Origin of the sequence: Effusibacillus lacus, from assembly GCF_002335525.1 — a bacterium.
Classification (GTDB): Bacteria; Bacillota; Bacilli; order Tumebacillales; family Effusibacillaceae; genus Effusibacillus; species Effusibacillus lacus.
In genome coordinates, this window is the sequence record NZ_BDUF01000109.1 from 95695 (window position 1) to 118805 (window position 23111).

26 protein-coding genes are annotated in these 23111 nt (G+C 48.1%); 3 read left to right on the forward strand and 23 right to left on the reverse strand.

Translation table 11 applies throughout. From position 1 onward, the window contains the following. The 6 genes from EFBL_RS21545 to hbs all read right to left on the reverse strand — a co-directional run. The coding region (locus EFBL_RS21545; protein WP_231705882.1) for a GerAB/ArcD/ProY family transporter at nt 1-624 on the reverse strand (624 nt) is incomplete at its 3' end. 46 nt (nt 625-670) lie between these two features. Further along, the gene (locus EFBL_RS18350; protein WP_096183863.1) at nt 671-1858 is read right to left on the reverse strand and encodes a Ger(x)C family spore germination protein; all 1188 of its coding nucleotides are present in this window, start codon (nt 1856-1858) and stop codon (nt 671-673) included. Nucleotides 1859-1874: 16 nt separating this feature from the next. After that, entirely contained in the window at nt 1875-3416 is a 1542-nt protein-coding gene (locus EFBL_RS18355) for a spore germination protein (protein ID WP_096183865.1), read from the reverse strand. A 111-nt stretch (nt 3417-3527) separates the two neighbouring features. Further along, complete coding sequence (locus EFBL_RS20775; protein ID WP_165912481.1) at nt 3528-3704, reverse strand: hypothetical protein; 177 nt, start codon at nt 3702-3704, stop codon at nt 3528-3530. 33 nt (nt 3705-3737) lie between these two features. Beyond that, a complete protein-coding gene (locus tag EFBL_RS18360) occupies nt 3738-4673 on the reverse strand; it encodes a magnesium transporter CorA family protein (protein WP_165912480.1) in 936 nt (311 codons plus the stop codon). Between the two features lie 126 nt (nt 4674-4799). Further along, nucleotides 4800-5072 carry a non-specific DNA-binding protein Hbs gene (hbs, locus tag EFBL_RS18365; RefSeq protein ID WP_096183869.1) on the reverse strand — a complete coding sequence of 91 codons (273 nt, stop codon included), beginning with the start codon at nt 5070-5072 and terminating at the stop codon, nt 4800-4802. A gap of 207 nt (nt 5073-5279) precedes the next feature. Here hbs and EFBL_RS18370 point away from each other — a divergent pair, with 207 nt between their 5' ends. Continuing rightward, complete coding sequence (locus tag EFBL_RS18370) at nt 5280-6980, forward strand: long-chain-fatty-acid--CoA ligase (protein WP_096183871.1); 1701 nt, start codon at nt 5280-5282, stop codon at nt 6978-6980. Between the two features lie 26 nt (nt 6981-7006). Here the strand turns inward: EFBL_RS18370 and EFBL_RS18375 are convergent, their stop codons facing one another. From EFBL_RS18375 to EFBL_RS18385, 3 genes are read right to left on the reverse strand one after another with little or no spacing between them, the layout of a single operon-like run. After that, a complete protein-coding gene (locus tag EFBL_RS18375) occupies nt 7007-7756 on the reverse strand; it encodes an EcsC family protein (protein ID WP_096183873.1) in 750 nt (249 codons plus the stop codon). Further along, the gene (locus tag EFBL_RS18380) at nt 7753-8271 is read right to left on the reverse strand and encodes a MogA/MoaB family molybdenum cofactor biosynthesis protein (RefSeq protein ID WP_096183875.1); all 519 of its coding nucleotides are present in this window, start codon (nt 8269-8271) and stop codon (nt 7753-7755) included. Before EFBL_RS18380 ends, EFBL_RS18375 begins: the two co-directional genes overlap by 4 nt. 45 nt (nt 8272-8316) lie before the next feature. Then, nucleotides 8317-10242 carry a DUF2334 domain-containing protein gene (locus EFBL_RS18385; protein ID WP_231705900.1) on the reverse strand — a complete coding sequence of 642 codons (1926 nt, stop codon included), beginning with the start codon at nt 10240-10242 and terminating at the stop codon, nt 8317-8319. Nucleotides 10243-10354: 112 nt separating this feature from the next. Here EFBL_RS18385 and EFBL_RS18390 point away from each other — a divergent pair, with 112 nt between their 5' ends. Further along, on the forward strand, nt 10355-10831 hold the full coding sequence (locus EFBL_RS18390; RefSeq protein WP_165912478.1) for a DUF456 domain-containing protein: 477 nt from the start codon (nt 10355-10357) through the stop codon (nt 10829-10831). Between the two features lie 51 nt (nt 10832-10882). Here the strand turns inward: EFBL_RS18390 and EFBL_RS18395 are convergent, their stop codons facing one another. Next, a complete protein-coding gene (locus EFBL_RS18395; protein WP_096183881.1) occupies nt 10883-11176 on the reverse strand; it encodes a LysM peptidoglycan-binding domain-containing protein in 294 nt (97 codons plus the stop codon). A 177-nt stretch (nt 11177-11353) separates the two neighbouring features. Here EFBL_RS18395 and lexA point away from each other — a divergent pair, with 177 nt between their 5' ends. Beyond that, nucleotides 11354-11974, forward strand: coding sequence for a transcriptional repressor LexA (gene lexA, locus EFBL_RS18400; RefSeq protein WP_096183883.1), 621 nt, complete (start codon nt 11354-11356; stop codon nt 11972-11974). Between the two features lie 59 nt (nt 11975-12033). Here the strand turns inward: lexA and glnA (EFBL_RS18405) are convergent, their stop codons facing one another. The 13 genes from glnA (EFBL_RS18405) to EFBL_RS18470 all read right to left on the reverse strand — a co-directional run bounded on the left by glnA (EFBL_RS18405) (nt 12034) and on the right by EFBL_RS18470 (nt 23111). Beyond that, on the reverse strand, nt 12034-13335 hold the full coding sequence (gene glnA, locus EFBL_RS18405) for a type I glutamate--ammonia ligase (RefSeq protein ID WP_096184197.1): 1302 nt from the start codon (nt 13333-13335) through the stop codon (nt 12034-12036). Nucleotides 13336-13441: 106 nt separating this feature from the next. Next, a complete protein-coding gene (locus tag EFBL_RS18410) occupies nt 13442-13855 on the reverse strand; it encodes a MerR family transcriptional regulator (RefSeq protein WP_096183885.1) in 414 nt (137 codons plus the stop codon). 146 nt (nt 13856-14001) lie between these two features. Next, nucleotides 14002-15312 (reverse strand): type I glutamate--ammonia ligase, encoded by a 1311-nt coding sequence (gene glnA, locus EFBL_RS18415; RefSeq protein WP_096183887.1) that lies wholly within the window; start codon nt 15310-15312, stop codon nt 14002-14004. 117 nt (nt 15313-15429) lie between these two features. Then, the gene (locus tag EFBL_RS18420) at nt 15430-16614 is read right to left on the reverse strand and encodes a methionine gamma-lyase family protein (protein ID WP_231705901.1); all 1185 of its coding nucleotides are present in this window, start codon (nt 16612-16614) and stop codon (nt 15430-15432) included. Between the two features lie 97 nt (nt 16615-16711). Further along, nucleotides 16712-17992 carry a GTPase HflX gene (gene hflX / locus EFBL_RS18425; RefSeq protein ID WP_096183890.1) on the reverse strand — a complete coding sequence of 427 codons (1281 nt, stop codon included), beginning with the start codon at nt 17990-17992 and terminating at the stop codon, nt 16712-16714. Next, nucleotides 17992-18201, reverse strand: a complete 210-nt coding sequence (locus EFBL_RS18430; RefSeq protein WP_096183892.1) for a hypothetical protein — start codon at nt 18199-18201, stop codon at nt 17992-17994. The genes hflX and EFBL_RS18430 overlap by 1 nt, the downstream gene beginning before the upstream one ends. A 46-nt stretch (nt 18202-18247) precedes the next feature. Further along, nucleotides 18248-18829: a UbiA prenyltransferase family protein gene (locus tag EFBL_RS18435; RefSeq protein ID WP_096183894.1), complete on the reverse strand. Its 582-nt coding sequence runs from the start codon at nt 18827-18829 to the stop codon at nt 18248-18250. Beyond that, entirely contained in the window at nt 18810-19418 is a 609-nt protein-coding gene (locus EFBL_RS18440) for a GTPase (protein ID WP_096183896.1), read from the reverse strand. The genes EFBL_RS18435 and EFBL_RS18440 overlap by 20 nt, the downstream gene beginning before the upstream one ends. Next, nucleotides 19415-20407: an AAA family ATPase gene (locus tag EFBL_RS18445; protein WP_096183898.1), complete on the reverse strand. Its 993-nt coding sequence runs from the start codon at nt 20405-20407 to the stop codon at nt 19415-19417. The genes EFBL_RS18440 and EFBL_RS18445 overlap by 4 nt, the downstream gene beginning before the upstream one ends. Nucleotides 20408-20542: 135 nt before the next feature. Further along, nucleotides 20543-20758, reverse strand: coding sequence for a ferredoxin (locus tag EFBL_RS18450; RefSeq protein WP_096183900.1), 216 nt, complete (start codon nt 20756-20758; stop codon nt 20543-20545). Nucleotides 20759-21106: 348 nt separating this feature from the next. After that, complete coding sequence (hfq, locus tag EFBL_RS18460) at nt 21107-21334, reverse strand: RNA chaperone Hfq (RefSeq protein WP_096183904.1); 228 nt, start codon at nt 21332-21334, stop codon at nt 21107-21109. Beyond that, complete coding sequence (miaA, locus tag EFBL_RS18465) at nt 21331-22311, reverse strand: tRNA (adenosine(37)-N6)-dimethylallyltransferase MiaA (protein WP_096184199.1); 981 nt, start codon at nt 22309-22311, stop codon at nt 21331-21333. Before miaA ends, hfq begins: the two co-directional genes overlap by 4 nt. 5 nt (nt 22312-22316) lie before the next feature. Continuing rightward, entirely contained in the window at nt 22317-23111 is a 795-nt protein-coding gene (locus EFBL_RS18470) for a class I SAM-dependent methyltransferase (protein ID WP_096183906.1), read from the reverse strand.

Here is a 23111-nt window from a genome sequence, read left to right on the forward strand (position 1 = left end):
ATCGGTTACAAAGGGGAGAAGAAATGATACGGTGATAAATTCGCTATACCAGGTTTGCAGAATGCCCGCACCCGAGATAGAAGGCATAACCCCTCCTTCCATTATTGGAAGCATATTCGACGGACGCAGTTCAGGAATGATCGGTATAATGATTAACAGGAATAGAGCCCCAAAAGCGGGCAGGAAAAGTTGGGCAAATCTCCCCACGATTTCCACGCCTCCGCGTACGGCTAATGCACACACCAGCACCATGCTGCTTGTCACCACGATGAGCGGGGTCCGTTGCAGAAAGGACCCGACCAAGAATTCTCCGTATTCTCGAATGACAATTCCGTTGAGATGCAGATAGAGGAAGAGCATGATGAACCCGATCATTTTTCCGGGGAACCGGCCCACGATTCGTTCGCTTGCCTGGACGATATTCTGACCCGGATACATGTCATGGAGTCGAAAAGCGATATATACGGTAATCAATCCGCTCAAGGCCCAAATCGGCGAAATCCATAGATCTTGTTTCGCATATTCGTACGTTATCGACGGTGTGGTGAGAATCGCTGTAGGGGTGATTGCCAAATACATCATCATTGCCGATTGCAAAGCAGAAATTTTCCCTTTTTCGATCATCCTTCTTATGCACTCCTATCGGCGGTTTATTTCTTTCCTTCCTGGATCACCTCTGTTCCGGCTTAAAAAGGCTTTTCCCTGTCATTCCCGGTCTGATAACTTTGGGATTCGTCTCCAGCTTGACTTCCACTTTCGGGTAGATCTCATGCCAGCGATCTTTTACTTGCTTCCACTCTTTTGGATATTTGCGGTAAAAAGCATCGGCAAAATTGAAAATGTCGGCGTTCATTTTTTTCTGTGCTTCCGTCAGGGCCGCCTTCACACGATTTTCAATATCGGTTCGCAGTTCATTCTCCAACTCCTGGATATGCTCCGGTTCCATGAGATTCAAGTTCGTTGTATTTTCAACGATATCGTCCTGGGTTTCAATTTTGACGGTGATGCTCCAGTTGTCGCCTTCAATATGTGGAACCAATTTCGTATTACTTCTTAGCATATAGAGGGAAACATATCCTTTATCGTCTTTTGGGGAAACGGTCACGGTGGCACTTTTTATTTCGTTTCTCAACCACATGATCCCTCTGGTTGTGTGATCGTTCATGCGACCGACCAATTTACCGTTCTTTACAATCGCCGTTCCGGTAATAAACGGAAACGATTCTTGACGTTCTTGTTTTGGCTTGATTTCCACCCAAGGGATAACGGCCGCATTGGCTTTACCGGCCATCATTTGCGCCAACTCTTTCATCGTGATATTCAGCCCGGTTTGGGACTTGGCCATCTCCCGCAGCACATCTGCGACAGTTCGTTCAATAGGGGGCTGAAGTAGAAGCACATCTTTCGCCAATCCTTTGCTGACGAATACGTAGGCGTGTTCCCTCGGGGTGGGGTGCCGTGTCAAATATTCCATCGGTTCGGCTAAGCCCTGTTTGGCCAACCGTTCTCCAAAAACGATCACCTCGGCTTGCCCCCAAAACACTTTGCGAGGTATCAACTTCTGCAATTTGGATGTCGCATCCGCCATGGTGACCCCTGCCGCAGACCGAACGACAGATTGTCCGCCCTCCCCGCCATCGGCGGAGGACATTTCTCCCATCCGTTGACCGCCTGACGGATTGTTAACAAATATGTTTACGGATAGTTCAAGTTTATGATCGTCCGTTGCATCCAAACCAATCGCTGTAATGATAGACAGATCGTTGATTTCTGTTCGGTCCCAGCAACCGGAGAGCAGCAGTGCCTGGATCGAAAGGAAAAAAAGGACAAGAACGGTTTTTCGTTTTGTCGGTTCCATGAAATTCCCCTTTTAATTATCCATCTTCATCCCTTTTTGTTGGACCTGGTTGTTGCCCGGGGGCCTGCCGATATCGGTTCCATTCTCCGGACAAATGAGGACGCATGTTCAATGCCCATCTTGGCGCCCGGAAAAGCACGTCTTTCATGTCGCGCCCTTTCATAGGGGCCAATGGCGACATGTAGGGGACCCCAAAAGAACGAAGAGCGAGAAGATGATTCAAAATCACAATCACACCCAATATCAACCCAAGAAACCCCAGGAAGCCCGCAAGGAACATCATTGGAAATCGAAGGAGCCTTATGGCAATTCCAACGGTGAACCGGGGAGCCATAAACGAAGCGATTCCCGTAATGGCCACCACCATGACCATCGGCGCGGATACGATACCGGCTGCAATCGCCGCTTGCCCAATCACAAGCGCTCCAACAATACTTACGGCTGACCCTATTTGCTTGGGAAGTCTGGCTCCGGCCTCGCGCAGCGCTTCAAACACGGTTTCCATCAGTAAGGCCTCCACAAGCGCAGGAAATGGAATCAGTTCTCGTGACTTCGCCATTGTTTGCAAAAGGGGGCCCGGAATCATTTCCTGATGAAACGTAACCACGGCGACATAAAGTGACGGCCCCAGCAAAGAAACGGAAAAAAACAGGTAACGCAGCCAACGGATTGCGGTGCCGACGAAGTATCGTTCGTAGTAATCTGCCGGTGATTGCATCAAAGAAAAAAACGTCACCGGAGCTATCAGCACACTGGGGGTTCCGTCGACTACCACCACGACATGCCCTTCCAGCAAATATGCGCTTGCAACATCCGGACGTTCCGTCGACAGAAGTTGAGGGAAAGGGGAATATGGATTGTCTTCAATCAATTCCTCGATGTAGGCGCTTTCCAAGACACCGTCGATCTCAATCCGCTGTAACCGATTTGTCATTTCTTCCACTAAAGCGGGATCCGCAATTCCCTCGATGTAGGCTATGGCGATCTGAGTTCTGGAATAGGTCCCGATGTTTATGGATTTGATTTTCAGGTTCGGACTTCTTAATTTCCGCCGCAGCAAAGAAGTGTTGGTTCGCAGCGTTTCGATGAATCCTTCCCTTGGACCTCGTAAAACAGATTCGGCCATTGGTTCCTCAATACTGCGTTTTTCCCACTTCGACAACCCGATCGACAATCCTTGATTTTCCCGATTCATAAGCAGGACGGGATTCCCGTTGGATATTTCTTCAATGACATCCGTGAAGGTTTGAACAGGTTTTATGGACGATACGGCAATTTTTTTACGAATGTTCGGAAGGGTGTGTTCCAAGGCGAAATCCTGCAGAAGCGGCGCCAGAACATGCTGGTCGACCTCTTCGACATTGGTAAGGCCATCGATGTAAATAAGCACGGCTTTTGTTTGATCGCCGATCAAAAAGTCATGAAAAATGACGTCGGAACAATCCGCATAAATGTCTTGGAGCCGTTTTAGATTTTCATTCAAATCTCCGGAGAGCAGGGTTTGGTTTTGTGGATTCTTGCTTGGCAGTTGTTTCAAGATTTTCTTCCTGTCGCCCATAGCGATCACCTTGTCGTACTTTTCATATCATTATTGCCAAAATACGGTTACGTTAAAACAGCTCGTGCTTTTTAGGATCGTACCAATTTGCACCTCCATTTGTGCTATCTCTTACACGTTGTCCAATGCGCTACGGCAATCATTGATACAGACTTCCATATCGGTCATGGCACTTTCCAACCGTTGTTTTGCCATGTGGTCGTGCACCTGATCCATTGCAGTTTGAATATCATTGTAGATCCCTTCACAATGCTGCAGACATTCACGGATTCTGTATTTGGCAACCATCACGCCACCACATTAACCATAATAATATTATGTTCACCACCATCGTCTTTTTCTAAAGTATCCGATGGTCACGGAAGCAATTGTCAACAACACAAGCCATAGGGCTGGATACCCATACTTCCACTTCAGTTCCGGCATCTCTTCGAAGTTCATGCCATAAATTCCGGCTAGGAACGTAATCGGAATAAATATGACACTCACCATGGTCAAAGTCTTCATGATTGAGTTCATATGATCCGCTTTAAGCGAAGTTTGCAAATCAATGATTCCAAGCATTTGGTCCTGAAACGCCTCAAACGCATTCAATACCCTTGTAAAATCGTCTTCCAGATCTTGAAAGTAAAAGCCTGACTCCTCATTAATGAAGGGCAGATCTGAACGGCTTATCTGACGAACGAGTTCCACTTCTTCCTCGACACACTTGCGAACGATATGAAGTCGGCTCCTCCACTCAAAGATTTTGTGACCAATATCGTTTGAAAAAGGGTTGTCGAACACTTGCTTGGCAATCGACTGGATCTCCCCAGAAATCTTATCTGCCTGGTGGAGGTGATTCTCAGCCAGTTCATCCAATATATGATACAAGACATGGCCGGAGTGGGCCATGTTCTGCGGTTTGCCCAGAAAACCTTCCTTTATGTCCTTGAATAATGGCATCGGCTCTTGAACAGATGTCAGAACGAAATTTTCCCCGATGAGAATGTTGATTTCCTTAAGATCAAACAATCCGGTGATCCCGAAGAGGGTCATAAAGGCATGGTCTTTATACTGGTGAAACTTGGGTTGGTAATTGTTCCTGAACAGATTTATAAATGCAAGTTTGTGGGGACGGAGATAGTTCTTTATAAACTCATAAGTCTGCTCTACCTGATGGCCTTCAAAATGGATCCAGGCCACTTCCTTGTCACCGATTGGCCCGTTTGGTTCGATGTTACGGATTTCATTGCTTTCAGTATCAAACAGCAGCATCCCGTTCATTCCTTAAGAATGGTTTTTTTCATTTTCTCTCAAGACAAAGATCCTATCCGCTTCCCGGAAAAAATGAAATACGCACCCCATAAGGAATGCGTATGTATGTAGTTCTATGAAATCCAATTATTTTACAAGATCCTTCAAGCCATTGCCCGGTTTGAATGCGGGAACTTTGGAAGCCGGAATCTTGATCTCCTTGCCGGTTTGCGGATTGCGACCGGTACGCTCTGCGCGCTCACGGGTCTCGAAAGTTCCGAAACCGATCAATTGAACTTTTTCTCCGCTTTTCAATGCTTCCCCAATGGATTCAAGGATCGCATTGACCGCTTTCTCAGCCTCCACTTTCTTCAAAGATGCTTTCTCTGCCACTGCGGTAATCAAATCATTCTTGTTCAACCATTAACACCCTTTCAAAGAGAAGTATGTAATATATTCGGTCAAACCAACGAAAATCCTGCCAGTACAGGCTAAATTTACTTATATTCCAATATTTCGAAGGTTCAGGCGGGAGCGTTTCCCGAATTAAATAAATATTTGACCGACCAGTCGGGCTATGCTACGATTTACATTAATAGATTAGACATTTTGAAAGAAGGGATTCAAATGACAGGTACACCATGGGCAAACCACTATCCCGGCGAAGTTCCTTTATCTCTTGATTATCCCAAACAATCGCTTGGCCATTTTTTAGAGCAATCCGCTTCTTTATACCCAAATCAAACAGCTGTCTCGTTTCTTGGGAAAACGCTTTCATACAGACAACTTCTTGAACAATCTTACCGTTTCGGCAATGCTTTAAAGTCCTTGGGCGTTAAGAAAGGAGACCGTATAGGAATTATCCTGCCCAATTCTCCGCAGAGTATAATTGCCTACTACGGAGCTTTGCTGATAGGTGCAGTTGTGGTGCAGTTTAATCCCATGTATATGGAAAGAGAGATTCATCATCAAGCAGCTGACTCCGGTCCTCAAATCCTTGTGTGCCTGGATTTGATCTACCCGAAAGTGATCAACGCTATCAAAGGAACGCCGGTAGAGAAAATAATCGTAACCAGCATCAAAGATTACTTGCCCTTTCCGAAGAATCTGTTGTACCCTCTCAAGGCCCGAAAAGAAGGACAATATGTGGAAGTTTCCTATAGCAGCAACGTCCTGCCATTTAAAAACCTGATTAAAAGTTCTTCTGCGACCCCTGTTAAAGAGGACATCGATTTCTCGGAAGATCTCGCCCTCCTTCAGTACACGGGCGGAACAACCGGATTGTCAAAAGGAGTTATGCTGACGCACGAAAATCTTGTTTCAAACACGTACCAGGCAATGAAGTGGTGTTGGAAGTGCCAACCCGGAAAGGAAACCATGCTAAGTGTGCTTCCTTTCTTCCATGTTTACGGCATGACGGTAGGCATGAACCTGGCCATTATGTTGGGAGCCAAGATGATTCTGCTCCCGAGATTCCAACCTGCTGATGTGCTGCAAACCATTGAAAAAGAACGACCGACCATGTTCCCGGGTGCACCGACCATGTACATTGCATTGCTCAATCACCCGGACCTCAAGAAATACGACCTGTCTTCCATTGAAGCTTGCATCAGCGGGTCCGCCCCCCTCCCTGTCGAGGTTCAGGAGCGATTTGAAGAGATAACTGGCGGCAGACTGGTTGAAGGGTATGGTTTAACAGAAGCTTCACCCGTTACCCATTGCAACCCGATTTGGGGAGGCCGCAAAAACGGTTCCATCGGTTTGCCTTGGCCGGATACAATTTGCAAAATTGTAGATCCTGAAACATTACAAGAAGTTGAACGGGGAAAACCGGGAGAATTGATTGTAAAAGGTCCCCAGGTGATGAAGGGATATTGGAACCGTCCTTCCGAAACGGCCGAAGTGTTAAAAGACGGCTGGTTATTGACCGGCGACATCGCCACTGTCGATGAGGAAGGCTACTTCTACATCGTTGACCGCAAGAAGAATATGATTATCGCAGGCGGGTTTAACATCTATCCGCGCGAAGTGGAAGAAGTGTTGTTCGAACATCCTGCCATTCTCGAGGCGGCCGTTATCGGTGTACCTGATCCTTACCGTGGTGAAACGGTGAAGGCTTTTATCGTTCTGAAGGAAGGGCACAGCGTTTCCGAATCGGAGTTGAATTCTTTCTGCCGGGAGAGGCTGTCCGCTTACAAAGTTCCCCGCTTGTACGAGTTCCGCAAAGAACTGCCCAAAACGATGGTCGGTAAAGTTCTTAAAAGGGCCCTGCAGGAAGAAGAATCCAAAGGGATGTCCTCGCAAGCTGAATCTACAAACGCATCCTAGATCGAGGAAAACAAAAGACCGGTTTCCTAACCGGTCTTTTGCTTTAGGATTCTCATTCGATAGGAGTTGCTCGCAGTAATTCCGAGCTCATCAAGCAGGGAGAAGTTGGCCCAACCGTTGACAGCGGCTCCTACCAAAGGAATAAAGGAAAGCAACTTTTTGAATTCGATGCTTTCTCTGTACTCCGTATAGAATTCTCTCCAGCTAACCGCACCTTCCACGCCAATGTCTGCAAGGAAAAGCTGCTTCTCCCCGTCCCAGTCCCGAATCTGCTGAAACACTCGTTGTCTGCTGAGGTCACCTGAAAAAGCCAGTTGAAAAACTTTCAGCAAAAACAACCTCTCGGCAAATACCCGAATATCGTACCCATAAATCTGTGCCGTTTCCGAAAGAAACTTCAGTTTAATCGTCAACAAGGCCGGGTAGTCTACGGCCGCCAGAAGGATACCGCCAGCACCGGTACCGATCCCCTCTGCCGCCGCAATTTTTTTGTACCGGGACAACAAATCTTTAAAGTAAAAATCCTTTTCCACAAGAGAAAGATTCTGATACTGCCGAAGCTTGCTTTCCGAGAACGGAAGCATCTCAATTCCAGCCATAACACTTTTCACTGCGGTTTCCATCGCTTTTGCGAAAGTTTGGTGGATTTTCTCGGGAATCCATTTGTCTACCCGCCGCTGTACCTTCCTAGACAGCTTTTCCAACAGCCAGGGTTCCTCCGTCATTTCGGCTTCCCACTGGGCCAGTTCGGTGAGAACTTTTTGCTCGTAGGTCATTTTATCTTGTCTTTGTAGATTTCCCGCATGACATGGGCAAGCTCCGGGACAATGATGCGAGTCATGGCCAGCTTGACCGCTCCCGTGGAACCAGGGGTCGAAAAGACGGCTGTTCCTTTGCACACCCCGGCAATTGCCCGGCTGAGTATGGCTGCCGGTCCGATATCTTCCGTAAAACTAAGATAACGGAAAATCTCGCCAAACCCTGGCATTTTCTTCTCCAACATCGAATCGACCGCTTCATAAGTGGTGTCACGGTCAGTAATTCCAGTACCCCCGTTAAGAAGGATTGCTTCAACTTCCGGGTTGGCCGCTCCTTCCGCGATCAGGTTGCGAATGGATTCATAATCATCCTTTACTATTCGGTAATCGACAACTTGGTAGCCGTTCTCTTTCAGCAGTTGGATCATCAGTTGCCCGCTTTTGTCAGTTTCTTCGGTACGTGTGTCACTAACTGTGATGACCATGCAGGATACTGTCTTTGGCGCTTCTTTACGATGTTCTTCTGTTGACATATTTTCTCACCTCTATCTGGAATCTAACGGAAAACGCCCAATCTTTCAATCCTGAAAAGACAAGGATACATCCAGAATTCCCTTGAAGGGGTGGTACATGCCAATATCTGCTTTGCCGTTCCCGTCCCAATCCCCTACCATCGGAATCCCGGCCTCCACGCGGCCCCATGGGCCAAATGACGCTGGCATCTTTGCAAATTGAGAACCCGTGGAATGCACGGTTTGCCATAATGCTTTGGCTTGATCATGAAACAACAAGTCGCTTAATCCATCGCCGTTAAAATCGGCTATTGCCACCAGGTTGCCGTGTTGGGTCTCGTACCAGACTTCCGCTTTTCCGTAGCTGTCATTTTCTCCTTGCATGACCCATGTCTGGTTGCTGGTGTCATTATGGATGATTATATCTGTTAGGCCATCCCCCGTAACGTCACCAAGAAACACCTGGTTTTGCTCATCAGGAGGAATTGGCGGAATCGGGAATGTTGCTTTTTCGATCAAATGATTCTTCTCCAATTCAAAGGTCAGACCTTTGTGATTCTCCTGATCCCATAGGAGTAAAACAGGCTTTCCCGATTTCTGTTTGCCGACTCTCCAGAAGACCGAATTGGGGTGTTTGCCGCTGAGCATATCCCTCACTGCATCCGGAAATATGACCGTTTGTGGATTGCTTTGAAAACGGTCTCCCTCTGATCGAAAGATTTGAACCCCATCAATTCCTATTTGCAAAATATCCGCTCGTTTATCCTGGTCCACATCAATTGCGAGCGTTGTGCCAGTGTTCTTCAAGAATCCATGCTGCAGCCAAATTTCCGGTGCTAAGGTCTTGTGATTTCGCGGCCAGTCAAGATTCGATAATGTTACGCTGACAGTCTGACTGTTTTGATCTACTGAGATCCAATCGTCCAAGCAGTCCCCGTTTACATCACCTGACAACAAATCTTTTTTCCCCGTATTGGGGGACATATGGATTCGGTGTGCAGGTGAGAAAGGAACCACGTCGTGAATCGTTCCGAACCGATAGTGCTTTAAACTCCTCACACCTTCAACCAGTTTATGCAGTGGAGACTTCGTATCGGATTTGTATCGAAAAACGGGTAAACCGTCCTCCGAAACCGCCTGTCCGTCATTGACAACCGGTTCCAGGTAAGGAAATTCCAAATAAGGATGGTAATACAAGCTTGCAAGACCATCATATCCGTTTAGCTTCGTCAGAATCTGATCTACGAGCTCCGGTGTGTCTATATACCGAAGTGGTGCCGGAATATAAACGGCTCCACTGCTGGCTGCTTTCCACTCGTTCTCCTCTTCCACATAGACAATATCCCGCAAAGATCGCAAATGGCGTTTATGCGGTTCATAAATAATTCCCATATAAGAACGAAACACCTGTTGCTGGAAAACACTAGAATTATAATGAGGGGATTCCCAGAAGGCCGGTTTCAAACCATTTTGTTTGAAAGCCTGAAGGCTTTTTTCGATCCTCTCTTGTGCATATTCCGGAGTTTCGGAAAAGGGTTCCCCTGGCACATTGAATTCGTTTGCAAATCCCGATTTGTGATGATTGTCCGCCCTCGGGACATGCCCATATTGATGGGTATAACCGTGCATTCCCAGTATGGCTCCGTTGGACTGAACCCGGCGCAGAAGCTGAACAAAGGATTCTGTCAGAGGAGTTGGGGTATCAATACCTGCCTCCACCCATTCACCCTGCTCGGAAATACTGATCCACCTCGACACAACAGTAACATGGTAAGGAACGTTTTCTTGTTGCAGATATTCAAGGACGGCCCGCAGCTTTCCCAACCCCTCCAAGGTTCCATAGGATCCGCCAGGTCCCACGTCTTCCAGTCTCAGAAGAACAAATGTCCCGTCAGCCGATACTGGTTGGAAATACGAGAAAACCTGCCGCGATACATAGAAAGAAGATGAAAGAAAGACCACAGCCAATAGCAACAATAGCACCCGAATCATTCTCACTGATGACTGACCCCCTGCCAGTTCAGGCCTGCTAGCATTACCGATGTATGATACATTCATTATACAGACAATCCCGTCTGTATATATAGAAAAAATGGAGGTACAAATGGTGGTTTTAACACTTGCAATCTTCCTGTTTGTGGCAGGGGTCTTGTTTACGCTGTATCCGATCTTGCCTGGCACCCTGTTTGTGTTGGCTGGGATACTGGTCTACGGTGCAATGGAAGGTTGGGCCGCCTTCCCGCTTTGGTTTTGGATTGTGCAAGCTGTGCTGATCGCTTTAAATTTTCTGACCGATTGGGTGGCCAGCGTATTGGGTATCAAACGTGTCGGAGGGTCCAAACAGGCGATATGGGGAACGACTCTTGGGTTGATCATAGGACCTCTCTTGCTGGGTCCTATCGGAATTCTTGCGGGCCCTGTCCTGGGAGCCATTATCGGAGAGTTGATCCAGATGCGGCAAGCCGGTCAAATAGCGAGAGTGGCTGTCGCTTCCTTAATCGGTTTTCTGTTGGGTATCATGGTCAAATTTGTCTTGGTGCTGATCCAGATCACTTTGTTTGCAGTCCAAGTTTGGAAGTAGACAGGAGGCGTGAGTTTGAATTCACGCCTCCTTCTCTTATCTTAGGCGGGGTCAGAATGCGGAGAGTCGCAACTCCGTTCCAATCTGTAATTTGGCTGATGAAAGTCCGTTGGATTTCTTTATGTGATGAATGGCCTCGTGGACATCCTTTCCTGGATAGTGGGTCTTGGCGATCGACCACAGAGTGTCCCCCGGCTGAACTACAACAACTGCCGTTTCGTGGCTTCCATACACTTCATTTCCCCCCAAGAAGCTCGTGGACAACACCAGAAAGAAAACTGCCGAACCAAGAATCGCCACCCCCTTTACTTTCTGCTTGATCCTTTTGAAATGTATTGTCTTCATGGAATCGCTCCCTTGATCGAACGTTAGTTCTATTTGTATTAATATTATCCCGAACCCTTGTTCGTGTCAAGATAAAAATCGAACTAATGTTTGTGTTATTTTCCACATCATGTTATAATCCATTTAGTAAAGTCTATGAACCGTTTCTATTTCTAGTACAGTTAGGAGAGAGTTTCAATTATGAAGTTGTCCAAACGCCAACAACAGATTCTGGACTACATCAAAGACGAAGTCCGGAAGAAAGGGTATCCCCCGTCAGTCCGGGAGATTGGTGATGCGGTTGGACTTGCGTCAAGCTCCACCGTACACGGTCATCTGGCAAGACTGGAACAGAAAGGTCTTATCCGACGGGATCCGGTGAAGCCCCGAGCAATAGAGATTCTTGATATGGACACTCCCGTTGTCGCACATAATGCGTCAACAGTAATGGCTCCGATTATTGGGAAAGTTACGGCGGGCAGTCCCATCACCGCAGTTGAGAATGTCGAAGACTATTTTCCTTTGCCCATGAGTCTGGTAGGCGATACGGAGGTATTCCTTCTGACAGTGGAAGGGGATTCCATGATTGAAGCGGGGATTCACGACGGTGACCTGGTGATTGTCCGCAAGCAACAGACAGCCAGAAATGGCGAAATTGTGGTGGCAATGACGGAAGATGATGAAGCGACGGTCAAACGGTTCTACAAAGAAGCGGATCACGTTCGTCTGCAGCCGGAGAATTCGGCAATGGAGCCTCTCCGCTACAAGAACGTTATGATCCTGGGAAAAGTGATTGGCGTATTCCGGTACATCTCATAGAGCCCAACACAGTACGACCCCCCACCTCGTTGAGGCGGGGGGTCGCTGTATTACATAAATTAGTAGGTGGTCAGGTATTGGTCACGTTCCCATTCGTGCACTGCTGTGCGGAACATATCCCATTCAATCAGTTTGGCTTCCACGAAATGGGTCAAAGCGTGTTCACCCAGGGCGGAACGCATAACATCATCAGCCAGAAGTTCTTCCACCGCTTCTTTGAGCGACGCAGGCAGCGAATGAATTCCAGCTTTCTCACGTTCTGCCTCATTCATCACATAGATGTTGCGGTTCACTGCATCCTGCAACGGAAGTTCGTTCTTGATGCCATCAAGACCGGCTTTCAGCATGACAGCCAGTGCCAAGTAGGGATTGCAAGCAGGATCAGGGTTACGAACTTCGATACGGGTCGACAGTCCGCGGGACGCCGGGATACGAACCAACGGCGAACGGTTCTTCGCAGACCATGCAACGTAGCAAGGAGCCTCGTAACCGGGAACCAGACGCTTGTAAGAGTTGACAGTCGGGTTGGTAATAGCCGCAAAGCCTCTGGCATGTGCCAGGATTCCCGCCAGATAATGCTTCGCGGTCTTGGAAAGACCGAGTTCATCATTTTCATCGTAGAATGCATTCTCTTTGCCCTTGAAGAGGGACTGGTGGCAGTGCATACCGGAACCGTTAATGCCAAAAATCGGCTTCGGCATAAATGTGGCATGCAATCCGTATTTGCGGGCGATGGTCTTCACAACCAGCTTAAAAGTCATGATATTGTCGGCTGCAGTTACCGCATCCGAATATTTGAAGTCAATTTCATGCTGTCCAATAGCGACTTCATGGTGAGAAGCTTCGATTTCAAAGCCCATGGACTCCAAAGTCAGAACGATTTCGCGGCGGCAGTTTTCACCCAAATCAAGCGGTGCCAGGTCAAAGTATCCGCCTTTGTCATTCACTTCCATGGTAGGATTGCCATGCTCGTCAAGCTTTAAGAGGAAGAACTCGGGCTCCGGACCTACGTTCATCGCAGTAAAGCCCATCGCGTTTGCCTCTGCCAGCACTTTCTTGAGAATTCCCCGCGGATCCCCTTCAAACGGAGTGCCATCCGGCATGTAAATATCACAGATCAAGCGGGCCACTTTACCGTGTTCTGTTTCCCAAGGGAAGATCAACCAGGTATCGAGATCCGGGTAGAGGTACATGTCGGACTCTTCAATCCGAACAAACCCTTCAATCGAAGAACCGTCGAACATCAACTTGTTGTCAAGAGCCTTGTCCAATTGGGATACGGGAACTTCCACGTTCTTGATAACCCCGAGCAGATCGGTGAACTGCAACCGGATGTAACGAACATTCTCTTCCTTGACCATGCGCAAGATGTCATCTTTGGTAAAATGGTTTTTCAATTCGGTTTCCCCCTTTATTATGTATAGGCGGCATTTATTATGCCGCAAAAAGATGAGAATAATTTACTTCTTAATGAAAGAACCTTGACAGTTCCCCTTGTATCAAGGAGCCGGGCATTCCCGGGCGGCCTCGCAGGATCAGCTCTTTTTTCAACAAATCATGGAGTTCTTGGTCAGTGAGGTCTTTAACCTTTTGGGCTTCTTCCTGAGCTTTTTCTGTTACAGGCAACTCTGTCGGGACCGCTTGATCTCCCATCATTTTTTTGATTCCGGCCATATTGAGCCCTTGATCAATCAATTTTTTAATCTCAAGCAACCGTTCTACATCATTAAAGGAAAACAACCGTTGATTTCCTGCCGTCCTTGCAGGTTGAATCAATTGATGCTGCTCGTAGTAGCGGATTTGTCTTGGGGTTAATTCAGTCAACTTTTGAACAATCCCGATTGGAAAAAGGGCCAGGTTGCGGCGAAGTTCGTCGCTCATCTTGTCCCCCTCCTTGTGGCACAGAGTTTATCCTTATTATATTCGTATAACGGGAAATGTGTCAAACGATGTAACGGTACATTACATTCATAAAAACGAAAATTCCCTGACGTGCGCTGTCAGGGAATTTTCCGATTGTTTTTTAATTAATTGTACTGCTTGAGTTCCCAAGGATGCACTTCAAGGCGATACTCATCCCATTCCGCTTTTTTGAGCGACATATATGATTCATAGAGATGAGTGCCAAGCGCGTTCTTCAACACTTCATCCTGTGCCAGGTTGTTCAGCGCTTCGTTCAGATCGGCCGGGAGTGCCTCAATGCCATACTCCGCGCGAATACTATCCGACATGTGATAAATGTTTTCCTTCACTTCAGGAACAAGCGGGAGTTTCTTCTCAATTCCGTCCAAACCAGACACGAGCATGAGAGCAAGTGCCAAGTAAGGATTTGCCATCGGATCCGGGCAACGAACTTCAATACGGGTTGCAGCTTTGCGAGCGGCCGGAATCCGGATCAAAGCCGAACGGTTGGAGCAAGACCATGCGATGTAGCAGGGCGCTTCATAACCTGGCACCAAACGCTTATAAGAGTTAATCGTCGGGTTGGTTACAGCAGCAAACGCTTGTGCATGAGCAAGGATACCCGCAATGTAATGACGAGCATTGGCGGAGAGACCGAGCTCATCATTCGCATCATAGAATGCATTGCCCTGTGTGGTATAGAGGGATTGATGCACATGCATACCGGAACCGTTAATGCGAGCGATCGGTTTCGGCATAAAGCTTGCGTAAAATCCGTGCTGAGCCGCAATCTCTTTTACAACCCATTTGAATGTTGCGATGCGGTCAGCTGTCAGCAATGCATCTCCGAATTTAAAGTCAACTTCGTGTTGACCGATAGCCACCTCGTGGTGAAGGGCTTCTACTTCAAAACCGAGAGCTTGAAGGGTACGAGTGATATCCTGACGTACTTTCTGCCCTTTGTCGCGTGCGCCTGCATCAAAATAACCGATGCCGTCATGCGGCGTGAAAACCGGTTCTCCTTTTTCGTCCAACGGGAACAAGAAGAACTCCGGTTCCGGACCGACATTCAGTCCTTCAAATCCAAGAGTTTTCGCTTTTTCAAGAGCACGTTTGAGTACAGAGCGCGGATCCCCGGCAAACGGCTTCTGATCGCCGGTATAAACATCGCAGATGATCCGTGCTTCTTTGCCGCCAGACCATGGCAACACGGCAAACGTGGACAAATCCGGCTTCAAATACATGTCCGAGTTTTCAATCGATGCGAATCCCAGAATGGAAGATCCGTCGAACATGATGTCCCCGTCCAATACCTTATCCAATTGGCTAATCGGAAGCTCCAAATGTTTTAAATTTCCCAACACGTCAACGAATTGGACAATGATGAATTCCACGCCGTTGTCTTTCACAAGTTTCTTAACTGTCGCTTGATCCATAGACCCTTTTCCTCCCCGATGTCTGATAAAACAAGTAGTAGATCACTCAGATAGTAGTATTATATTTAAAGGGAAGTTAAGTTGTCAACGAGTGTTAAGAAACTTTACACAAAAATTTTAGAGCAGATTTCGTTGTTTCATTGTTCGTAAAACCGACATTACTGCCAGTTGAACATGTTCAAATGTCAAGCCGCCCTGCATATATCCGATATACGGTTCGCGTATGGGTCCGTCTGCCGAGAGCTCAATCGAAGAACCCTGAACAAACGCTCCAGCTGCCATTATTACGGGATCCTCATACCCGGGCATGTCCCATGGCTCCGGTTTAACATGAGAATCAACCGGTGCAGCTGCCTGAATCGCTTGGCAAAAGGCAATCAGCCGTTCTTTACTTCCCCATTTAACCGCTTGGATAATATCCGTTCGGTATGCATCCCATCGTGGGGATGTTTCAAGGCCGGCATGTTCAAATGCGGCGGCGGCAAAAACCGCTCCCTTTAGCGCTTCCCCCACTACATGGGGTGCCAGGAAGAATCCCTGCAACAGGTTCCGGTTCATTCCCAGCATGGCTCCCTGCTCACCACCTATGCCTGGTGCGATTAAACGGCAAGCTGCTTTGTGAATGAGGTCCTCCCTTCCAACCAAGTATCCTCCCGTGTGGGCAAGGCCTCCACCCGGATTTTTGATAAGAGATCCTGCCACCAGGTCTGCTCCCGCTTCCACTGGTTCAATCTGTTCTGTAAACTCTCCGTAACAATTGTCAACCAAGACTATAACGTCAGACTTAATCTCTTTGACAAACCGAATCATTTCCCGAATTTCCGCTATCGAGAAAGAAGGACGCCAGGCATACCCGGATGACCTTTGAATTCCGATCATCTTCGTCTCAGACGTGATGCGGCGGCTCACTTCTTCGTAATCGATCCTGTTATCCCGCAAGGGGACAAAGTCAAAAGAAATCCCAAATTCCCGAAGCGAACCTTCTCCTTTTTCCCCGCGAACCCCAATAACCTCTTCCAATGTGTCGTATGGGGAACCGGTAATATAGAGCAGTTGATCCCCCGGGCGAAGCACCCCGAACAATGCCAATGCCAGCGCATGAGTGCCTGAGGCAATATGAGGTCGGACAAGCGACGCTTCCGCACAGAACACCTCTGCATATATCTGCTCAATGATCTCACGGCCACGGTCGTTATAGCCGTAACCTGTGGATGATGCAAAGTGAAAATCGCTCACCTGTGCTTTTTGGAAGGCGGACAACACTTTGGCCTGATTGAACAATACAGTCTGTTCAATTTGCATTATTATTGGATTGATTTGTTTCTTGATCCGGGACACCCAAGATGCAGTTTCCGAATCTGTAAAAATTTGTTCGAACACCAAGCTACTCTCCTTCATTTCAGTTGACCTTGAACGGGGCGATCCGTTCACGATATTCCGGTATGACATCCAGATCCAACCGAATTCCGTTCTCTTCAAATTCCTGCGAATACACTTTGCACTTTGCATGCAATTTTGAAAGAAACGGTCCTTCGCTGTAAGGAAGAAACACTTGCATCCGTACTGCTGAACGGTTCAACCTGGATGCAACCCAAGCTGCCAGTTCGGCGATACCTTTCCCGGACTTGGAGGACAACCGAAACGTATGTTCAGAACACGGGTCGTCGGGAAGCCATTCTTCCTTTACAAGATCCATCTTGTTCAACACAGTAATTATGCTTTTCCTTGAAGCATCCAAATCTTCCAGTACTTGATAGACAGTTTCCATCTGAATCTCATATTCCGGATGGCTGGCATCCACCACATGCAGCAGCAAATCCGCCTCCGCCGTTTCTTCCAGGGTGGCGCGAAAGGCGTCCACCAGTTGATGAGGCAACCTTTGGATGAACCCTACTGTGTCCGTTACAATGATAGATTTGCCACCAGGCAATTCTATTCTTCTGGTGGTGGGGTCCAATGTGTCAAACAGGCGGTTCCTGCCAGAATCCGCCACATGGGAACCGGTGCCAAACCTCTCAATCATTGTGTGCAGCAGTGTGCTTTTTCCCGCATTCGTGTAACCAACCAGTGCAAGAACGGGAATCTCCCGTTTCTTGCGCTGCTGGCGTTGAGTTTGGCGATGCTGTCTTACCTCCCGCAGCTCTGCCCGTAAATCTGCAATTCGTTGACGAATTCGGCGACGATCGACTTCAAGTTTCGTTTCTCCCGGCCCCCTGGTGCCAATCCCTCCGCCAAGCCTGGACATGGCTATGCCTCTGCCTGTCAGTCTCGGAAGAGAATAGACTAATTGAGCCAGTTCGACCTGCAACTTCCCCTCTTTTGTCCTGGCCCTTCCCGCGAATATGTCCAGTATGATCTGTGTACGGTCAAGCACTTTGCAATCCAGAGCTTGCTCCAGATTGCGAACCTGAGCTGGGGATAGCTCCGAATCAAATACTGCAAGATTGGCTTCCAGTTCCTTGACAACGGCTGCCAATTCCTGCAATTTGCCCTTTCCGATATAGGTAGACGGTTCCGGGTACTTGCGGGCTTGTACCACGTCGGAAATCACTTCTGCTCCCGCCGTCTCAACAAGTCCCTTCAGTTCCTCAAATGCCAATTTCCACAAGAAATCTGGCTGTCGGCCCGTTTGCAGACCGACCAGAACCGCCCTCTCTCGTTTGGCTGTTGTTTCATACATCAGTTCGTACCCCCGCTTCTCGAACCATTGTAACACAAACCATAAAAGAAGGGCACTTCCAGCGAGTGTCCTTCACCTGCATGTCTGATCACATATTTTGCATTGTCCCGCTTCAAGACTTTCCTGACGGAGTCGAATTTTCGACTCCGTCTCTCCCAATCGGCGCCCCCATTGGATGCCCATTCTTCTTCCAACTGCAAAAGCTCCAAGGATTGCCACCAATAATAACAATAAAACCCACGACACGGGAATCATTCAATCCCCTCCCAGCATCTCCAGAATCATGTGAACCAAAGGCGTGGCCAGCAGCACCAACACCGAATCGGAAGCATTCATCAAAACCGCTCCCAAGAAACAGATGAGGGTCAGCAGGGTAGTCTCCACGACACCAAGTTGAACCGCCGAGTTCCTTTGGCCACTTTGAGAGTCCTTGTAGATATCCACCAGATCATCCAAAAATTGGACTCCTGCCATGATCAGAACCCCCCAGACCATGGGAAGCGGTCCGGTCAGCAGCATTCCGACTACAAGAGCTATCAGACTTTCTGCCCACCCAGGCAATCGCGTCGGCATTCGTTCGAACAGATCATGTCCCATTCCGATGGAGTAGCTGGCCAAAAACAGTGCCAGGGCAATCTCCTCAGCCACGAAAACTCCTATTCCCAAGATCAGCAAAGCATAAGGCATAACCGCTTTGCCAAGCTTTCCGGCGATGGTAAATCGACCCACACACTGGTCATATTCCACATCCAGCAGGTCATCCATCGTCTTGATGGCGATTCCTGTCAGCACAATCCCAAACAGCTCCACTGACCAATTATACCAATCGCCAAACATATTCTTTCACCTCACGAAATCCCTGCCGGTACTTGGCAGAGATCGGGATGATTCGCGTTTCTCCCACCTCGCCCTGTACAATTTCGAGGGCAGGCTTTGCTTCCGGCAAATCTATTTTATTGGCGAGCATGGCATACCCGCTCTTCATACCTCCCAATTCGGCAATTTGCAAATCCAGTTCCCCCATAGCCGAGAGCCCTCCGGTTCTCGCAACCTCTGTAAGATCTATCAAGTGCAGGATACAGTCGGCATATTGCAATTCCGCCAAGGTCTGAGCCATGGATTCCCGCAAGCTTTTGTCAGGATGGATCCCGTCGGTCAAACCGGTCGAATCGGTCAGCTTGAATTTGCGGGAACCTTTACCACCTGGCAAATCCAATTGTATGGACTGAAGCGACCTTGTTTTGTGCTGACCGAGTCCTGACAACTCCTGACGTGCAGCCGGCAGATCATATTTCCTTTGCCTGGTGGTTCCGTCCGGCAATTGATAGTAGACGTCCAACCGATGTAACCCCAAGAATTCGGCAAAATTGACGCAAAACATTGTTTTTCCCACATTGGTTCTGCCAATTACCAGAAAGTTTTTCATCCGATGTTCCCCTCCTCAAACGAAAAATCATCCGGAAGGATTACCATCAACTCTTCTCTGGTGGGGTTTTTGACATCCAATAACCGTAAAGCCTGCATACGAATGGCCCGCTCAATGATGTTGCGCACCAGTCTTGCGTTGGCAAAGTTGCGCCTGTCCATGGCGAGCTTGTTTTTCAGATGGAGCCGCAGTTTTTGTTCCGCTTCCGGTGAAAGCCGATACTCTCTTTCCCGGAGCATCTGCTTGCCAATCTGGACAAGTTCGTGTTCCTCATAATCGTCAAACGATACGGTGATAGGAAACCGTGAGGGCAACCCCGGGTTGGTACGCAGAAACAAATCTATCTCCAGTTCATAACCGGCAAGAATCAGTACAAAATCGTTCTTATGGTCTTCCATCGCCTTGACCAGAGTGTCAATGGCTTCTTTCCCGAAGTCTTTCTCGCCGCCGCGGGCCAAACTGTAGGCCTCATCAATAAACAAGATGCCGCCAAGCGCCCTTTTCACCTGTTCACGGGTTTTCTGAGCTGTATGCCCAATATATTCGCCAACAAGATCCGCCCGCTCCACTTCAATCAAATGTCCTTTGGACAAAAATCCCAATTCCCTTAGCAGGCGCGCCAGTATTCTTGCAACGGTGGTTTTCCCCGTCCCCGGATTCCCTTTAAAAATCATGTGGAGCACGACAGGTTCGGCTGCCAGCTTGGCAGCCTGCCTTCTTTGCTGAATTTGAATCAAAGCGTAAATCTCCCTCACCAAACCTTTAACCTGCTTCAACCCAATCATCGTGTCCAATTCCTGCAACGTCTGCTGAAACCTCGCAGTATCTTGCAATGAATTCATGTTTTTTCTTTCTTTTGACAGAGTCGGTTTCTCTTGTGTGTGGAGCCGCCGAAGCGCATCGTTCAACGCCAATTGCCCCGAGCGAAATTGTTCCAAAATCTCATCCAGATCCCGATATACGGGCGAGCGCCGACCGCCCTTGTTCAATGTCTGTCACCTCACTTGCCGTGATTGCTTCATCATACGCAGCCGGCACTCATTAGGTGAAAGCCCAGAAAAAATAAAACCCCATGGGTTTCCCCACAGGGTTTTATTTGAGAATCGTATGGTAAAGTTTTGGGATCAGTCTTCCCATTTAACGGATTCGGTGGGACAACCATCCCGAGCGTCCATGGCATCTTGCAGGAACTCTTCCGGAACTTCCACAAAACCTTCCGTTCCACCAGGAAGTTTTACGAATGCATAGCCCTCATCGTCAGCTTCGTATACATCCGGGCAAGTGGAATAACAAGCTCCGCATGCAATGCAGGTATCTTTGTCTACATAAGTTTTAGCCATTGCCTTCTTTCACTCCTTCGACCCTTTATGCCTGAAAGTATAATTCATTTGATGAAAACAATCAACCTCCCTAAATTAGTGATTTCTACGATTCTTTACCAGAATCTCTCATTCGGTCACGCGGTTGCGGTGCAATTGACCGATTTGGACGAAGAGGTGCTTTTTCCGTTCGTGCTTTGGGGTTTTCAATATTTCGCGGGCCCGGAAAATTGGAATCTTTATTTCGAACCATAAAATAATACCTCCTCTTGGAAACTGTGCATATGTTGCGCATTTGCCTAAGAGGATATACAAAAAACACCGGTTAGAAGACCGGTGTTCTCGAATGCTTGATTGTCAGGATTGTTGCTATTCTGCACTGAAGTTCACATTTCTCATGGGAGTGAATGTGGAAATTGCATGTTTGTATACCAATTGCTGTTTTCCTTCGGCTTCCACGATCACTGTAAAGTTGTCAAACGCCTTGATAACCCCGCGTATTTGAAACCCGTTTACGAGATAAATGATGACCGGGATATTTTCCTTGCGAATTTGGTTCAAAAACGTATCCTGAATATTGATTTGCGGTTTGTTCACGCTCTGGTACCCCCATCCTCTTTTATTTCAACTGTATTCGCGAACCGATGCTGAAATTCCTGCACGAGCCGGTAACAACGCTCGTACAGATCATCCCACGACATCCGGTCCACTTCCAACCAATGAAAGTTCGGGTCTTGCCTAAACCAGGACAACTGTCGTTTGGCATATCGCCTGGATCCCAGTTTTATCGTTTCGATCGCTTCCTCCAGCGTCACCTGACCTTCCAAATAGCTGATAATCTCTTTATACCCGATTGCCTGCATGGAAATCAATTCCTTATGTATCCCCCGGTCCAACAAACTTTGGACCTCCTGAACAAGCCCCTTCTCAACCATGGCATCAACCCGCTGATTGATTCGTTGATAAAGAAGTTCCCTATCGCTCATTGTCAATCCGATCTTCAAAACAGGAAATCGAGTTTTCCTTTGGCTTGGTTCCACTTGTACGGACATGGGTTTACCGGTATACTCATAGATTTCCAATGCTCGAATAATCCGGCGGATATCGTTGGGGTGAAGACGGCTTGCCGACTCCGGATCCACTTCACGGAGACGGTCATGCAGGACTTGGGGCCCGTGAATGCGTGCAAGTTCAGCCAACCGGTTACGAAACTCCGGATCTCCCGCAAAGTCGGTAAAATTATAGGATTCTGTCAGGGCCCGGATGTAGAGTCCCGTCCCTCCCACCAGAAAGGGAAGATGCCCGCGATTCCAGATGTCTGAAAGCCATTTGTCCGCCAGTTCCCTGTAATCTACAACAGAGAAGGGAATCTGCGGATCCACGATGTCAATTCCCCAGTGCGGCACACCATTCATTTCTTCCCGTGAAATTTTGGCTGTTCCTATATCCATTCCCCGGTATATTTGCATGGAATCAGCCGAGATGATTTCCCCTACAAAAGCGGAAGCCAAGTCGACGCTCAACCTGGTCTTCCCTACAGCAGTCGGTCCCGCTATTACAACCAGGCAGCGCATCTGCGTCAAAACGACTCCTCCCCCCGCCTGAATATCACCGAATATGTAAAGGAGCTGGAGCGCCGCAAGGGAGGCGGAAATCCCAGGCGTTCAAACTCCCCGCTTGCCGCACGTTCTTTCAGCACAATTGATTTCCTGGCGATTCGTTTGGCTTCTTCCACAGAATTCGGAGAAATCGCGTCTGTTATTGACAGTTCACGAATCGGGTCAAAATTGACCGATTCCTTGACTGTTGAACGGAACATCGGATCAAAATAGACAATATCAACCGATTGATCGGGCATCGTCCGCATGAAATCCAGATGATGGGCCGCAACAACTTCCACACGCCGCATGGCTTCAGCGACTTCGAGAACATCAGACGGCCAGTTTCTCATGCCAATTCGAACAAGAGCAGCCAGTACCGGATTCTGTTCCAAGCCGATTACTTTTCCCCTTGTGCCGACTGCATGGGCAAATACTATAGCATCGGATCCCATTCCAAGTGTGCAGTCCAACACAACATCGCCAGACTGCAAACCACTTTTTTCCACCATAAGATCAGTATCTCCCAAAAGCATTCGTTTGACACGAACAACAGCCATGGATGGGTGAAAAAATATCTCCCGGCCATGGGCATGGAGGGTCAATCGCTTACCTGCCACCAGCATTTGCAGGACTCCCATCTGCTTTTGCATCTTGCTCACAGTTGCCGAACGGGGGACATATTGGACCTGTAATTCGGCAGCCAATTCCTGCGCCAACCGGATTTCGTCTGCAGAAGGGTTCGGAACTGTTGTAACGGCCAAGGAAACGTTCAA